Genomic DNA, 14584 nt, shown 5'->3' with positions numbered 1-14584 from the left:
GCGTCCTTGCCGTTTTTCTTTTGCAGCGATCAGGATTCAATTCAATATGCCGGTCCTGGCGATCTTCACTTCCGCCTCTACGGAAATATCCAGCTCCGAAAACGTTTCGTTCCAGTCCCCTTTCTTCCACAGGTCCTGGTGGAAAGCATGGAATTGTCTGCCGAGGCCCAGAGGATCGCTCCCTGCGTCCTGAAGCTTTTCCACAGTGTCCCTCAGTTCAGAGGCGACTTTCTTGCTCAGTTGGCGTTCCAGTTCAGGGATCTGGTCGCGGACGGCTCCATCGGGGTATTCCTCGACCTGCACCTTCAGATGATAAAACAAGTCAGCCCGGCCGTTGTCGATCGTCCACATTTTCTTTGACCTGATCAATTCAAATGAAACAAGCTCCTGCTTTCCGTCTATCTCCACTTCATAGCTCAGCCTCAGGATCTTGCCCGGCTTTCCCCGCAGGATGTTCAGAAGACTGCCTTCGGTTTCGGACAGGATGGTTCCGCTGAATTGATTGCCGTTGAACAAAGCGGTGCCGGCCAGTTCGGGCTGCCCTTTCTTTCCCATCTTCAACATGGGCAGGGAAAGGTCAATCCCTTCCGAGAATATCAGGCTGCCGGCTTGGTGAAGATCCGTCATCGTCGAAAGAGAATAGATATCGATCGTCCGCGAAAGATCCTTTAAGTATCTCGGCATCTGTTTTGATGGCCCTTCGCCTTCGGGGGAGCCCATATAGTCTTCCATGTTCCCCTCCACCAAGATCACCTGGCCGGTCAGACGGTTGTGTGGCGTACGATAAAAGTTATCGAGGAATTCGTACACGTCCGATTTTGCTGTTTCGGAAGAAATCAATAGAATCTGCAGCTGTGACATATTGAGCGCATCACTGGAACGGCTGTTGACTTTGTTCCGCGCATCGCTCAGCGATTGTCCGTCCGCTTTGATCGTTTGAAACTCGACGCCGCTTTCCGTGAAGGCCGGGAAAGCGAAATGAACGGTGACCTCCCCTTCCTCACCTTCAATTCCGACGAGTGTGACCGCCTGCAGTTCCTTGAACATGAGCTCATCCCAGCAGCCCGAGAGAAGCGGAACCAACAGCAGCACCGGCAACAGAAGCCGTTTCATACAGGCGCCCCTCCCCCGCCGTCCCGTTTACCTCTCAGCTTATTGAAGACCATGATGAAGGCCGGCAACAGGATCGCAAATAAAAGATGGGAATAAGGGTAGAAGATTGCAGTCGAGTGGACCATCTCCTTGGATGTGAAGAACATCGCGAGAACGGCGATGCCCACATGGAACCAGATGATTTTCCGCTTCATCTGCCGGGCTCCGCACATGATCATGAGACGGAGCACTGCAAACACGTAAACCATAATGGTGGCGATGCTCCAGATCAGCCAGATATAAATGAAAATCAGATCCAGCCGTTCCAGAAATGTGACTTGCTGTGATTTGAGCAGGTAGATGATCGGATCTCCGATCAGGCTAAACTCCTTTATCGAGAAATACAGAAAAGGCACGATCAGCATAAAAGAGTAAAAACTGTACCATATGGCGCTGTAAATCACGATCATCTTTGTCCGGATCTGTCCGGGCATCAGCTTCCTCAGAAGCAGGTAGACTTCGATTCCGATGAACGGCAGCTGGGAAAACAGCCAGCCTTTATACAGTTCTCCCGCAGATGCGCCGCCTACCGGGAAAAGATTCGTCCAGACAAAATTCTTTGCGCCCATCATGACGAACAAAATCAAGATCGCCATGATCGGGATCAAAATAACGCCGATGTTGACGACCGTCTCCGCGCGGTTGATGTTTGCGTACAGGCTGATCAAGATGATCGCCAGCACAACGATCATTTCGGGCGTTTTCGGGAAAGCCCACACCTCCATCGTATACACGGTGTATCCGATGAGGCTGACGATGACATAAATCCAGTAAAGGCCATAGAGCAGACAGACCGGACGCGTCCAGATGAACCGGTCCCTGCACTTTTCGAAGATGATGAGGTGCGGCAAGTGAAACAGGCCGGCCAGCAGGAAAAGCCACCATGCATCATGGCCGGTTGCATTCACCAAATCGGACTGGAACGAAATGAAGACGGAACCGGTCGTCAGGAACAGCATGACAAAAAGCTGGATCGGAGCGAGCCGGAATTTCATTCCGCCCCCTCCTCACCATGCTGGAACGTCTGCTGCTGCCTGTCCGGCTTGAAGAACGGAAGCCTGAAAAAGACATCCTTCATCCGGGAAGGGTCGTACGGGACGACCGGAGCGAAGTACGGCTGGTTCAAGGAAGAAAGATTGATGAGATGGATCGTCAGCAAAAGCGATCCGATGACGATTCCGAAGAAACCGAACATCGAGGCCAGGATCATGAACGGGAAACGGAGGATCCGCACGGCCATATTCATCTCCGCTGACGGGATCACGAAGCTCGCGATCGCCGTCATGGCCACGACGATGACCATCAGGCTGGATGCCAGGCCGGCAGATACAATGGCGTCCCCGATGACGATCCCGCCGACGATTCCGACAGTCTGCCCGATCGGCTGCGGCAGCCGGACGCTCGCTTCCCTGATCAGTTCGATGAACAGTTCCAGCAGCAGCGCCTCAAAGACCGGGCGATATGGAACATTGAGCAACGTCTCTTTTAGCGTCATGCTGATCTCGAACGGCAGGATCTCCGAGTGGTAGCTGATGATGGCGATATAAAACGCCGGCAGGAAAACCGCCAGAAAGAAAGCGGCCAGCCGGACAAGACGATAAAAAGAGCCGACGACCGGCCGGCTGTTATAATCATCGGGCGATTCATAGAACGCAAAAAAATTGATGGGGGCGATCGCGACGGAGGGCGAATGATCCGCGAGAAGCGCGATCTTCCCTTCCATCAGGTTGAAGGTGACCCGGTCCGGCCGTTCCGTCGTCAAAAACAGAGGGAACGGCGTATAGATCGTGTCATCCAGATAATCCTCGGTCTGTCCCATACTGAATATTTGCCCCCGCGGAATCCGGTTCAGCCGGCTGCGCATTTCAGCCAGCACTTCAGGCGCCACTTCCCGAGACAGATAAAGCATATGGATCGCCGTATGGCTCCCCGGCGGAATGTACGTTTCATATACAAGATCCTCGCGCTGGAGGCGTTTTCTCACCAAACCGATATTGACCATGAAATTCTCGATGAAGCCTTCGTGAGAGCCCCTTACGACCTGCTCATTTCCCGGTTCATCCGGGGACCGCTGGGGCAGGCCGAACACAGAAAGCTCGATCATCAGATTGGAATCCGGAAAAATGACGGCCGCGTTGCCTGTGCAGACGGCCTGCGAGAGCTTTTCCTTGCTGAATGTTTGAACCTCCGTGGGCGCACCGGTCCCCCAATCCTCCGAACCGCTCACGGCCCGCTCCTCTAGAATACGCAGTTGCCGGTTTGCCTCGCCTTGGTCGATCATCGTCGAATAAAAGCAAAGCAACGCTTTTTCCCCGTCGACCCGGACATCCTTCACCTGAAAATCCGCAGAATTCCCGAAGAAGGTGAATAGTGATTGCTTCAGCATGGCCTGTGACATTTGATCACCTCTCCCGCACAGTATGAACACACAGAACGCGGGATATTCAAGGCGGGTGAAAGCTGTGTTCGTGGTCTATATAAGCATGGCTTTTCCTGGTCAGGAAGGGGGAGTGGGATGTTTCGTGCCGGGAGGATGGCGCGTGGCGGAGCCTGCGCCAAAATTCATACAGAGAATTGGACTCGAATTGGAGTAGGTCGAAGCGAGTGTGATCGGAGCAGGGGCGAGTGTGATCGGAGGACAGTCGAGTGTCATCGGAACAGGTTGAGTGTCATCGGAACGGGGCCGGGGGCACTCAATTAACTTTTCCTGCAGGTGTCTCGCGGCTATCTTCTCCCTCCGGATAGAGTTTACACAGAGAACCGGACATCATCCGAATCGTTCTTCTCATGTTCCGGACAGGCCGCCGGATGATTTCCATGGCCGCCCGGGAGTGTTTCGCGGCCGCATTTCTATTTCCGCGCCCGCAAGCGAACATCCCGTTCCCGATTACTGACCGATCTGACCGCTATCCAAATGTCGAAGTAATCGACAAAAAACGGAGCCGCCTTGAAAGCGCGCTCCGTTTTTTGTATCGATCACTTCTGGATGAACTGCTGTGTCCAGTAGTGGCCATTCGGATCGTAGCCGATGCCGATATGTGTAAATCCTGGCGTCAGGATGTTCTGGCGGTGTCCCGGTGATTCCATCCAGGCTTTGACGACTTCTTCGGGCGACGTCTGTCCCATGGCGATATTCTCCGCGGCGGACCGGTAGCTGATGCCGAGCGCCTTCATCCGGTCGAACGGCGAACCGAGAACCGGGCTCGTATGGGAGAAGTAGTGGTTCTTGCGCATGTCCGCGGATTTCTCGCGGGCGGCGTCCATCAGCTTGGCATCGGCCGCAAGCGGTTTGAGGCCCGCCTTCGACCGCTCCGCATTGGTCAGGTCCAGCACTTTCTGCTCAACGGCGCTGAGACCTGCCGTTTGGCCGGCGGACGGCTTCTCGGTTTCCGGTTGCTGTGGCTGTTGTGGCTGAACAGGTGCAGGAGCCGGTTTTTCGGCCTCCGGCTGTTCCGCATCCGGTTGCGGGACGTCCGGTTGCTGGACTTCCGGCTGTTCTGCATCCGGCTTCTGAACTTCCGGTTGCTCGACGTCCGGCTGCTGGACCTCAGGTTTTTCTGCATCCGGCTGCTGGACGTCCGGCTGTTCTACTTCCGGCTGCTGTGATTCTGGTGTTTCATTTTTATCTGGCTCCGGGATTTCTGGTGCCGGTTCCGGTTTTTCAATTTCAGGTTTTTCGGTGTCCGGTTTTGGAGCAGGTTTTTCCCCGTCCGGTTTTTGGGTGTCCTCATTCCCGGCCGCCGGAGGTTTCACGGTTCCCTGGCCTTTGAATGCGAGGAGCCGTTGGATCAGCTGATTGAGGTCCTTCTCGGTCCATTGTCCTCCCGCCCACCGGATCGGTTGGCTGTAAACGAGGGTTTTGAACGCGGCAGCGTCCACCTCGATCTGATGGTGGCCTGTTTCGGCCTTTGGCTGAGATGCTTCTGCAGTGACAGTCGGCAAAAGGAGTGCCGTACTTAGTGCGACGATGGAAATCGATTTTTTCATCTGCATGTTCCTCCCTTCCGCCATATCGTACATGCCCGATCCGTCCGGAATCTTGCCAGACATTGGAGGGGAAGCCATTAACAGATCCGATGCGATGAAACAGGCGGATCCCGAAGAGTTTCAGAGGAAACATCTGGGGACCCGCCTGCTTATTGTATGTTTAATCCGGTTGACATCCTTTTCAGAGAGAGGAGCGGTAGGCGTCTGCCAGGATTTCTTTCTGCTCCTCAGTCAATGACGAACCGGCAATCCGCTCTTCCAATTCTCGCAGCTTGTCTTCCCGGCTTTTGCGCAGCCGCGGATGGGTGAGCCGGTCATCCAGGTCGTCGGAGATCCGCCGGAACAGCTCACCCGCGGCGGAAACGCGCTCTGCGGAACTTCTTCCTTTCCAGAATCGGCGGTAGGCCTCCAGGAGCATCCGGTCACTCACGCGCTGCTCCCGGCACTTCGACGGCTTCGGGGTTCTCCCCGATGATCACGAGATTGGCCGGCATGTTCATCGACTCGGGGATCCACTGCACCATCCCGTAGGCATACTGGAAGAGGGCCGGGTAGCGGTGGCCTTCGAGCGGCACATACCCCTTCATCCTGTACACCGTATCCGGCAGGGACCTGACCCAGTCCTCGAACGCCTCCCGGTTTACCGGTTTTTCCATCCGGACGAGTCTCGATGAGATCGGCAGCTGTTCTCCGATCGCCGCGCGGCGGACCGGCTTCCGGTTTCCGGTGGATGCCATTTTCCTCAGATAATCGAGTGGGACCTTCCCGTTGACCGTCTCAAGAATCGGCGCCCCGGGATTGACCGACTGGATTTCCGCAGTCACGGAAGCCCGCTCGGATTCCGTCAGCAAGTCGGATTTGTTCAGAAGGATGACCGATGCATGCCGGATCTGCTCAAGGAAGAGCATCCGGACCTGCGGCGACAACCGTTCCTTTTCGAGCCAGCGCCGGCCGTCCGCGACTGTGATGATTCCCCGGATATCGAGGCTGTCGCCGAACAGCGGCGAGTGGATCGAGTCGAGGGCTTCGACCGGATGGGCCGCCCCCGTCGTTTCGATGAAGATGATGTCGACCTTTTCATGGAGAAGCGCCTGTACCTGAGCCTCCGTCTTTTCTGAGCCGGTGCAGCAGATGCAGCCGTCCAGGATCTCCTTGAGCGGCACGTCCCCGTCCACTGCCGCCGAGTCGAATGCCAGCTGGCCGAGTTCATTCATGATGACGCCCGGTTTTAGCCCCTCCTCCTTTGCCTGCCGGATCACATGGGTCAGCAGGGACGTTTTCCCGCTGCCGAGAAACCCGCTGAAAATATATACTTCCGTCATGGTCACTCATCCTTTCAGAAAGAAAAGGCGGAACCCCGTGGATTCCGCCCGTTCATCATTTTATCTGTTCATGCACGAGTTCTGCGGCTTTTTTCATCTGAGGATCGTCGGTCTTGATCTTTTCACGGAGCTTGTCCATGAGCGAATAAGTCGTATCCCCTGCGAGGATGCCGTCCACTTCAAGTCCTTCGTCCTGCTGAAGATGTTCTACCGCTTCTTTCGTCCGTTCATCATAGACCCCGTCCGCTTCACCCGGATCGTAGCCGACCGCTTCAAGCATTTCTTCCGCGGCCAGGACGGTCATCGATGTCGTGCCTTCCGTCATCTCGGTCTCTGGATCGATGTAAGGGAGCTTCACATACGGCGGCTGTGCGACCGGGTAATCCGGCTCGATCCCCTTTTCATGGATCCAGTTCCCTTCCGGCGTCAGCCATTTGGACGTCGTGAGCTTCAGGTTGGAGCCGTCCTTGAACTGGCGCGGCGTCTGGACGGTACCTTTGCCGAATGAATGCTCGCCGACCGTCGGGATCCCGGCGGATTCCATCATGGCCCCCGTCAGGATCTCGGAAGCCGAGGCGCTTCCGCCGTCGATCAGAAGGACGACCGGCACTTTGATCTTCCGGCCGGCTTTCGCATAATAGACTTCCGGCTTCTTGCCTTTGTCTTCGATCTGGAACAGCGGCTTGCCGTCCTCGACGAACAGGTTGGAGATGTCGATGGCGCTGTTCAGCAGCCCGCCCGGATTTTGCCTGACGTCCACGACCATTCCCTTCATCCCCGCTTTTTCCATCTCTTCGATGCCGGCGAGGAGCTCTTTGTACGTGTTCTCCGAAAAGCTCGAGATCTGGATATGGGCCACCTGGTCATCGAGCATTTCCGCGTACACCGTTTCAATCGGAATCACATCGCGGACGACCGTCACGTCCACCGGCTCTTCCATGCCGGCACGCTGGATTTTCAGCGTCACGCTCGATCCTTTTTCCCCGCGGATGAGCAGGACTGCTTCAGAGGAGCTCATCCCCTGGATGCTTTTGCCGTCCACTTCGAGGATGATGTCATCCGGCTGAAGATGGGCTTTCTCCGCCGGTGAGTTTTTGATCGGCGAGACGATCATGATGTGCCCGTTTCGTTCCTGGATTTCCGCACCGATCCCTTCGAAACTGGAGGTGATGCTTTCATTCAGGTGCTCGGCCTCCACTTCATCCAGGTAATCGGAGTACGGATCACCGAGCGAATCGATCAATCCGTTGATGGCCCCGTTGACCAGTTCTTCATCGGTGATGTCCTCGTAATAATCCTTCTTCACCGCATCATACGCGTCGAACAGTTTTTTGAACTGGGACCGGTCCGTCTGAGGCGACACCACTTCCACGACTTTGTCGTCTCCCACGGTCAGCGCAAAGAAGGTTACGCCGGCAGTGGCGAGGATGAGGCCGAATGCCATCATCAGCAGCACGAACGGCTTGATCCGGATGTATCTGCGTCCTGCCGGCGTCTTCTGTTCTTCGGGCGGGTCTTGCCTGTTCAGGTCTTTCTCGTTTTCATCCATCTGATTTCACCACTTTCATCCGGAGGCCCGGCAGCATGCGCCGGACCGGTATGCAGAAAAGACTGCCACCGGCACGATGGCAGTCGGACAGTGCTTACTCCTGGATTGCCGCGTCAAGAGCGACTTCGATCATTTCGTTGAAGGTGGTCTGTCTCTCTTCGGAAGATGTCGCTTCGCCGGTCAGGATATGGTCGCTCACCGTCAGGACGGACAGCGCCTGGCGGCCGAATTTGGCTGCGAGCGTGTAAAGGGCCGCCGTTTCCATTTCCACCGCAAGCACACCGAATGATGCCCACTTTTCATGTTCGGCATCATCGCTGTAGAAGAGGTCTTCCGTGAAGACGTTGCCGACCTGAAGATGGAGGCCTTTCTCGCGGCCTGCTTCATAAGCTTTCAGCAACAGGTTGAAGTCGGCCGTCGGCGCGTAGTCGACTCCCTTGAAGATGATCTCGTTCATCTTGGAGTTGGTCGAAGCACTCTGGGCCAGGATCACGTCACGGACTTTGACGTCTTTCTGGATCGCGCCGCATGTGCCGACGCGGATCAGTTTTTGGACGTCGTATTCCTGCATGAGCTCGGTGATGTAGATGGAGATCGACGGAACGCCCATCCCCGTCCCTTGCACCGAAACCCGCTTGCCTTTGTACGTACCCGTGTAACCGAACATATTGCGGACCTCATTGTAGATCTTGGCGTCCTCAAGGAATGTTTCCGCGATATATTTGGCACGGAGCGGATCTCCCGGGAGAAGGATCGTGTCGGCGATTTCGCCTTTTTTTGCACCAATGTGTACACTCATCAGTTAAAAACCCCGCTTTCACAAATTCTTTTCCATCATATCGTGTTTTCCCGGCTTCCGCAATGCCGGAGGAACAAGCGGCCTCTGCCGGAAAAAGCAAAACGGCAGGCACCGCCGGCAACTTAACTCGGTCTGCCGGAATGCCTGCCGTTTAAACGCAGGATTCGGATCAATCGGTTTCCATGTACTCTTCCCACAGCTTGTCGAATGTCGCGGACGGCATATCGGGATCTGCCCGCTCTTCCATATACCGGGACAGCGGATCAAAGGACGTTTCCGTCTTCGGGAATTCATGATCCAGGAAAGCCGCATCTGCAAAACGGGACCGCGGATCTCCCTTCGGGCCGCCCCGGTGTGTCATAAGGTACTGATAGAAGGAACGTCTCACGTTGGAGTCACCGTCCTTCCAGCCGGTTCAGGACTCAAAAAGCGATTCATACCGGCCGTACCCTTCCTCTTCAAGACGATCTTTCGGGATGAACCGGAGCGCGGCCGAGTTGATGCAGTACCGCATGCCGCCCGCTTCCTTCGGGCCGTCCGGGAAGATATGCCCAAGGTGCGAATCCGCTGTCTTGCTCCTCACTTCGGTGCGCCGCATGCCGAAGCTCGAGTCAAAATGCTCGGTGACTTCCGACTTCTCGATCGGCTTCGTAAAGCTCGGCCAGCCGCAGCCGGCATCATACTTGTCGATGGAGGAGAACAGCGGTTCCCCGGAGACGATGTCAACATAGATTCCGTCTTCGTAGTGTGCATCGTATTCGTTGCGGAAAGGCGGCTCCGTGCCTTTTTCCTGTGTTACCTGATATTGCATCGGGGTCAGTTTCTGCTTGAGTTCCTCTTTGCTCGGTTTCATGTGGTCATTGCCCCTTCCATGAGTTTTCCTGAAACGCCTTCCGGCCGGATCCTTCAAAGTAACGATTATAGTGCGCAGGATTCTTCAAGTAATAATCCTGATGCTCTTCCTCCGCAGGATAAAACGGCTTGGCGGGAAGGATTTCGACTGCGATCGGCCGGTCGAACCGGCCTGATGCATCGAGCTCCTCCTTCGTCTGTTCTGCGATTTGCCGCTGTTCGTCCGAATGATAGAAGATGGCGGTCCGGTAAGAAGAACCTCTGTCAAAAAATTGTCCGCCCGCATCGGTCGGATCGATCTGGCGCCAGAATATATCGACGAGCTCCCGGTAAGAGATGATCTCCGGATCGAATGTGATCTCCACCGCCTCATAGTGTCCGGTCCGGTCCGAGCAGACCTGGGCGTAGGTCGGATTCGGAAGATCCCCGCCCGTATATCCCGAAACGACGGACAAAACGCCTTCATATTTATGGAACGGCTTCACCATGCACCAAAAGCATCCGCCTGCAAAAGTCGCTTTTTCGTTTGTCATCTTTTCACTCCTATTTTCGCGGAATCATGATCTCCAGTTCGATGTCATTTCCGGGCAGGTCGATTTTCGTCGCCCGGACTTTCACATCACCCGAAACCGGCAGTCTCGACAAATCGATGAACAGTTCTTCTTCCTTCGGCCTGACGATCATCCAGGACGGCAGTGCCACGGTGTCCCCCATCAGTTTCAGCACAGTCGAGGGCGGGATGTTGAGATTGCCGACCTCGACCGACTTTTGTTTCAGGATGAGATTCCCGTCTTCCAGCACGGACGGTTCAAAATGCATGATCACCGGGAGGCGGACGGCAAATACGGTCAGCTCGGATGTAAGCAGGACATCATCTTCGATGAACAAGTCGATCGGAATCTTGTTGCTCCCGATCGCCTTGGCGATATACGTATTGGCGATTCCCTGCAGGTCTTCCTTCGTCGCCGTCACCGTCAGGCGGTCGGCTTCCTTGGTCATCGCTTCCGCGGCCGGTATGTCCGCAGAGGGCGCCGGGCGGGTGATCCAGATAGCCAGCCCGATCACCGCGGTGATAATCAGCGCGGCCAGCAGGAAAAACGCGATTTTCCACTTGTTCAATCGCCATCACTCCTCAAAAGTTCAATTCCCCGCCGGATAGCTCATTCAAACCGCATGCCGCCAGCGATTCCTCAATTCTGTCGGTCATGCGTTCATAGCCACGTGCGTTCGGATGGAAAAAGTCGGTATGGTACACGAGATTTGCATTCGAAATGAACAAGTCATCGACCGGCACGAAACACGCCCTCCCGTCGGCAGAAGCCGCGTCTTCGAGCACGCCGTTCCACTCCCTGATGATGTCGTCCATCTCGCTCGCCTCTTCGGTGACGACCGTCAGCGGGTTGTACAGGCCGATGATCACAAGCAACGCATCCGGATTGGCCTTGCGGATCAGGAACAGCGTGGAGGCGAGCCTTTCCGTGAACGGCTGGATCTCTTTTCGGAACGGTTCCGGCTGGAGATCAAAAAGGTTGCTTTTAACCACTTTCATCACATCATTGCCGCCGATGGTCAGGGTGATGAGGTCGGCCTTGCCGACTTCTTCCTGGATATCATCCCGCTTCAGCTGGGCGACAAGCTGGTCGCTCCTTCTTCCGCGCTTTGCGAGATTTTCAATCCTGACCTCTTTCACGCCTTTCCAGTCATCCATCTCCGTTGCAAGCCGTCCAGGGTAGCCGCCTTTTTTCCGTTCGTCCCCCACTCCCTGAGTGAGAGAATCACCGAGCCCGACAAGCGTGACAATCCGGGGGACGAACGTCCGCGGCACTTCGTAATCGCCGAACCCGGATGCCGGGATGCCTGTGAACTGCTTTTTGGGCGCGCCGGATGTGCATCCGGAGAGAACAACCGCCATTGCGGCGATCAGCACAATCCATCTCTTCAAAACTCTCTCATTCCCCTCGCCTTCTCTGTTCGTCCGGCATGAAAAAATGAAAATGGCGGGGATGCCGGCACCCCGCCAAGGTCAGACTAATCCCAGTAATACATGAAGCCGATGGCGCCCGGTCCGGTATGGGTACTGATGACCGGCGAAGTGAACATGAGCTTGACGTCCTCATAGCCGGATTCCTCGATCAGCGCTTTCAGCGGAGCGCCCATGGCCAGCCCGTGGGCATGGGAAATGCCGATTCCCTTGACCGTTTTCCCGAGCGTATGCTCCTTGAACTGGTCGAAAAGCTGGCGGACGACCTGCTTGTGGTTCCTGGCCTTTCCGATCGGTGTGTACACGCCGTCTTTCAGCGCCGCAATCGGTTTGATGTTGAGCAGAGAACCGATCATCGCCTTTCCTTTGCCGATCCGGCCGCCCTTCACCAGGTTCTCAAGCGTATCCACGACGACGAAGAGCGCCGTGTTTTTCCTGACCGTTTCGACGCGGTCGACGATTTCACGGAGCGATCTGCCTTCAAGGGACAGTTTGGCTGCCTCGATCACCTGGAAAGTCAGGGCGAAGCTGATATATTTCGAATCGATCACCGTTACATTGGAACTCGTCAGTTCGGCTGCCGCCCGGGCGGACTCGACGGTCCCGCTCATGCCGCCGGTCATATGGATGGAGAGGACGGGCTTCCCGTCTTCCCCGAGCCGGTCGTATAGCTCCTTGAAAACGCCGACCGGCGGCTGGGAACTTTTCGGCAGTTCATCGGCCGCCGCCATTTTGTCGAGGAATTCCTCCGGCGTGATCTCAATCTTGTCCAGATAGGATTCCCCGCCGACGTGAATCGAAAGGGGGACAATGTGAATCCCGTATTTTTCGGCGATCCCTTCGCCGATATCTGCTGTGGAGTCCGTTACGATGTGTACAGTAGCCATTTCATCGCCCTTCCGTGATTAAACTGGTAAAATGATATATGAATATAAGGTTTCAGAAAAAGAGGTTCGGTAAAAGAAGAATAGGTCCCCCGTCGGTCCAAGTCAAGAAAAGTGAGGTGGAGGCCTTGGCCTTCGATTATAAAAACAACAAAGAAGAATTCTGGAATGCCGTCACACACGGCATCGGCTTCGTCCTCAGCATCCCTGCGCTCATCTTCCTCATCCTGAAGGGCAGCGAACGCGGAAGCGCCCTTCACATCACCGCCTACACCATTTTCGGCGTTTCGATGCTCATTCTCTACCTCATGTCGACCTTGCTTCATAGTATGCCCGAAAAATATAAGCGATTCTTCTCCATCCTGGACCATTCATCCATCTACATCCTGATCGCCGGCACTTACACACCGCTTGTGCTCGTGTCGCTCGGCGGATCGCTCGGATGGACTTTGTTCGGGATCGTCTGGGGACTCGCCGTTCTCGGCATCCTCTTCAAAGTGTTTTTCATTCACCGTTTCGAGGCCGTCTCCCTGATTTTTTACATCGCGATGGGCTGGCTCATCATCTTCGCGATCCGTCCGCTCCATTCACAGATCGGGACGAACGGAATCACGCTGCTCGTCATCGGCGGGCTCCTCTACACGGTCGGCGCAATCTTCTACGCCTGGCGCAAGATTCCGTATAACCATGCCATCTGGCATCTGTTCGTCATCGGCGGAAGCGCCGCGATGTATTTTTCGGTTTTATTATACGGCTAGAGTCAAATCATAGCATGGCAGCACGGCCGCCTCACGAGACGGCCGTGTTTTCGTTGTGCCGGCCTGCAAGCGTGCGGGCAATGCGTTCCTGTGCAAGCAAAGCCACTTCCTTCGCCGGCATTTCCTCGATCAGGTCAGGCCCGATCGGCTCCAGCACATCGACTGTGACAACCGCCGGACAGATGAAATTGCCGTTTCGCTCCATGATGGAAGAAGTGCCGGAGATGGCGACCGGGACAATCGGGGCGCCTGCATCTTTGGCGACCCGGACGAAACCGGCCTTGAACTCGCCGAGCCCCGTCCCCCGGCTCCTCGTGCCTTCCGGAAAGATGAGCATCGAATGACCTTCCCGGAGCATGGCCGACATGTCCCGAATCGATTGAACGGCACTCCGCCGGTCCGCCCGGTCGATGAACACGCAGTTCATCTCCACCATCCATTTCCGGATGACGGGAAGCTTTTTCACTTCCGCCTTCGACATGAATCCGAACGGTTTCGGCAGGTTGGCGATGAGGACCGGGATGTCGAAGTTGCCCTCATGGTTGCTCGCGAAGAGGACCGGACCTTCCGGCAAGTCCCCGTGGATCCGGACCGTCACCGAACTGTCGGCCCGTCTGAGAATGCCGGATGCCCATTTCTTCGCCTCGCGGCTGACCAGATCGTCTGTCCGGCCGGGGGCATGCCCGCTTTTCACTTTTTTCACTTTCCGGAGGGCCGGTATCGAGAACGGCAGGTAGCCGAACAGATAGCCGAATGTCCGGGCCGAGCGGACCGCCTTCAAAGCGTCCGGGTCCTTTCGTAGATCCGGTAGTCGAAACGGGTGCCGTCTTCGGCCTGCTGCATGTCCGACTTGGAGACGAGCACCCAGTCGTCCCGGTATTCCGGGAAATGGGTATCGCCTTCAAACCGTTCATGGACCAGCGTGATGTAGAGCCGGTCGGCTCCTTCCATCATCGAGCGGAACAGCCCGGCTCCGCCGATGACCATCACTTCGGGTGCGTAATCCGAAGCCCTTCGGACCGCTTCCTCTGTTGAGTGGACGACAACGGCCCCTTCCGCCTCATAGTCCGGATTCCGGGTGACGATGATATTCAGCCTTCCCGGCAGCGGCCGCCCGATCGATTCGAACGTCCGCCTTCCCATCACCATCGCCTTGCCCATCGTCATTTTCTTGAAATAAGCCAGATCCCCCGGCAAATGCCACGGCAGCTGGTTATCTTTTCCGATCACGAGATCGGGATCATGCGCAACAATGAATGAAATCAACGAAGCCCGCTCCTTTCAATTTAACCGGCGATCA

At 55.8% G+C, this 14584-nt stretch carries 17 protein-coding genes; 1 reads left to right on the top strand and 16 read right to left on the bottom strand.

The features are described from left to right. Window positions 1-36: 36 nt before the first annotated feature. From BN1189_RS12710 to BN1189_RS12645, 14 genes are all read right to left on the bottom strand, one after another. Window positions 37-1113, bottom strand: coding sequence for a Ger(x)C family spore germination protein (locus tag BN1189_RS12710; protein ID WP_040228586.1), 1077 nt, complete (start codon window positions 1111-1113; stop codon window positions 37-39). Next, on the bottom strand, window positions 1110-2147 hold the full coding sequence (locus BN1189_RS12705) for a GerAB/ArcD/ProY family transporter (protein ID WP_040228585.1): 1038 nt from the start codon (window positions 2145-2147) through the stop codon (window positions 1110-1112). Before BN1189_RS12705 ends, BN1189_RS12710 begins: the two co-directional genes overlap by 4 nt. Next, window positions 2144-3550, bottom strand: a complete 1407-nt coding sequence (locus BN1189_RS12700; protein ID WP_040228584.1) for a spore germination protein — start codon at window positions 3548-3550, stop codon at window positions 2144-2146. Before BN1189_RS12700 ends, BN1189_RS12705 begins: the two co-directional genes overlap by 4 nt. A gap of 578 nt (window positions 3551-4128) precedes the next feature. Continuing rightward, on the bottom strand, window positions 4129-5139 hold the full coding sequence (locus BN1189_RS12695; RefSeq protein ID WP_082194271.1) for a CAP domain-containing protein: 1011 nt from the start codon (window positions 5137-5139) through the stop codon (window positions 4129-4131). Window positions 5140-5320: 181 nt separating this feature from the next. Then, window positions 5321-5569, bottom strand: coding sequence for a hypothetical protein (locus BN1189_RS12690; protein ID WP_052455847.1), 249 nt, complete (start codon window positions 5567-5569; stop codon window positions 5321-5323). After that, window positions 5562-6461 (bottom strand): CobW family GTP-binding protein, encoded by a 900-nt coding sequence (locus tag BN1189_RS12685; protein ID WP_040228583.1) that lies wholly within the window; start codon window positions 6459-6461, stop codon window positions 5562-5564. Before BN1189_RS12685 ends, BN1189_RS12690 begins: the two co-directional genes overlap by 8 nt. A 55-nt stretch (window positions 6462-6516) precedes the next feature. Then, window positions 6517-8010, bottom strand: a complete 1494-nt coding sequence (locus tag BN1189_RS12680; protein ID WP_040228581.1) for a S41 family peptidase — start codon at window positions 8008-8010, stop codon at window positions 6517-6519. Between the two features lie 94 nt (window positions 8011-8104). Continuing rightward, complete coding sequence (gene deoD, locus BN1189_RS12675; protein ID WP_040228579.1) at window positions 8105-8809, bottom strand: purine-nucleoside phosphorylase; 705 nt, start codon at window positions 8807-8809, stop codon at window positions 8105-8107. Window positions 8810-8978: 169 nt separating this feature from the next. Continuing rightward, on the bottom strand, window positions 8979-9197 hold the full coding sequence (locus tag BN1189_RS12670) for a YozE family protein (protein ID WP_040228577.1): 219 nt from the start codon (window positions 9195-9197) through the stop codon (window positions 8979-8981). 27 nt (window positions 9198-9224) lie between these two features. Next, the gene (gene msrB, locus BN1189_RS12665) at window positions 9225-9662 is read right to left on the bottom strand and encodes a peptide-methionine (R)-S-oxide reductase MsrB (protein ID WP_040228575.1); all 438 of its coding nucleotides are present in this window, start codon (window positions 9660-9662) and stop codon (window positions 9225-9227) included. Between the two features lie 4 nt (window positions 9663-9666). Next, complete coding sequence (msrA, locus tag BN1189_RS12660) at window positions 9667-10194, bottom strand: peptide-methionine (S)-S-oxide reductase MsrA (RefSeq protein ID WP_040228573.1); 528 nt, start codon at window positions 10192-10194, stop codon at window positions 9667-9669. A 10-nt stretch (window positions 10195-10204) separates the two neighbouring features. Further along, window positions 10205-10780 (bottom strand): YpmS family protein, encoded by a 576-nt coding sequence (locus BN1189_RS12655; protein WP_040228571.1) that lies wholly within the window; start codon window positions 10778-10780, stop codon window positions 10205-10207. Window positions 10781-10793: 13 nt separating this feature from the next. After that, entirely contained in the window at window positions 10794-11603 is an 810-nt protein-coding gene (locus BN1189_RS12650) for an SGNH/GDSL hydrolase family protein (protein ID WP_040228570.1), read from the bottom strand. 86 nt (window positions 11604-11689) lie between these two features. Then, entirely contained in the window at window positions 11690-12529 is an 840-nt protein-coding gene (locus BN1189_RS12645; RefSeq protein WP_040228568.1) for a DegV family protein, read from the bottom strand. Between the two features lie 125 nt (window positions 12530-12654). On the opposite strand from BN1189_RS12645, the gene trhA reads away from it, so the two are divergent. Further along, window positions 12655-13284 (top strand): PAQR family membrane homeostasis protein TrhA, encoded by a 630-nt coding sequence (gene trhA / locus BN1189_RS12640; RefSeq protein WP_040228567.1) that lies wholly within the window; start codon window positions 12655-12657, stop codon window positions 13282-13284. A 31-nt stretch (window positions 13285-13315) separates the two neighbouring features. On the opposite strand, the gene BN1189_RS12635 is transcribed toward trhA, so the two are convergent. After that, window positions 13316-14065 (bottom strand): lysophospholipid acyltransferase family protein, encoded by a 750-nt coding sequence (locus BN1189_RS12635; protein WP_040228565.1) that lies wholly within the window; start codon window positions 14063-14065, stop codon window positions 13316-13318. Further along, complete coding sequence (locus BN1189_RS12630; protein WP_040228564.1) at window positions 14062-14550, bottom strand: dihydrofolate reductase; 489 nt, start codon at window positions 14548-14550, stop codon at window positions 14062-14064. The genes BN1189_RS12635 and BN1189_RS12630 overlap by 4 nt, the downstream gene beginning before the upstream one ends. Between the last annotated feature and the right edge of the window lie 34 nt (window positions 14551-14584).

The sequence above is a fragment of the Bhargavaea cecembensis genome, from assembly GCF_000826125.2.
Taxonomy (GTDB): Bacteria; Bacillota; Bacilli; order Bacillales_A; family Planococcaceae; genus Bhargavaea; species Bhargavaea cecembensis_B.
The sequence above is the reverse complement of the archived record's forward strand: the minus strand, read 5'-3'. Positions and strand labels throughout refer to the sequence as shown.

What these genes read in the sequence shown, in the direction of transcription:
- msrA (WP_040228573.1), bottom strand. Translation starts at nt 10,194, where the DNA reads ATGACAAACGAAAAAGCGACTTTTGCAGGCGGATGCTTTTGGTGCATG.
- BN1189_RS12700 (WP_040228584.1), bottom strand. Translation starts at nt 3,550, where the DNA reads ATGTCACAGGCCATGCTGAAGCAATCACTATTCACCTTCTTCGGGAAT.
- deoD (WP_040228579.1), bottom strand. Translation starts at nt 8,809, where the DNA reads ATGAGTGTACACATTGGTGCAAAAAAAGGCGAAATCGCCGACACGATC.
- BN1189_RS12645 (WP_040228568.1), bottom strand. Translation starts at nt 12,529, where the DNA reads ATGGCTACTGTACACATCGTAACGGACTCCACAGCAGATATCGGCGAA.
- msrB (WP_040228575.1), bottom strand. Translation starts at nt 9,662, where the DNA reads ATGAAACCGAGCAAAGAGGAACTCAAGCAGAAACTGACCCCGATGCAA.
- BN1189_RS12710 (WP_040228586.1), bottom strand. Translation starts at nt 1,113, where the DNA reads ATGAAACGGCTTCTGTTGCCGGTGCTGCTGTTGGTTCCGCTTCTCTCG.
- BN1189_RS12685 (WP_040228583.1), bottom strand. Translation starts at nt 6,461, where the DNA reads ATGACGGAAGTATATATTTTCAGCGGGTTTCTCGGCAGCGGGAAAACG.
- BN1189_RS12705 (WP_040228585.1), bottom strand. Translation starts at nt 2,147, where the DNA reads ATGAAATTCCGGCTCGCTCCGATCCAGCTTTTTGTCATGCTGTTCCTG.
- BN1189_RS12695 (WP_082194271.1), bottom strand. Translation starts at nt 5,139, where the DNA reads ATGAAAAAATCGATTTCCATCGTCGCACTAAGTACGGCACTCCTTTTG.
- BN1189_RS12680 (WP_040228581.1), bottom strand. Translation starts at nt 8,010, where the DNA reads ATGGATGAAAACGAGAAAGACCTGAACAGGCAAGACCCGCCCGAAGAA.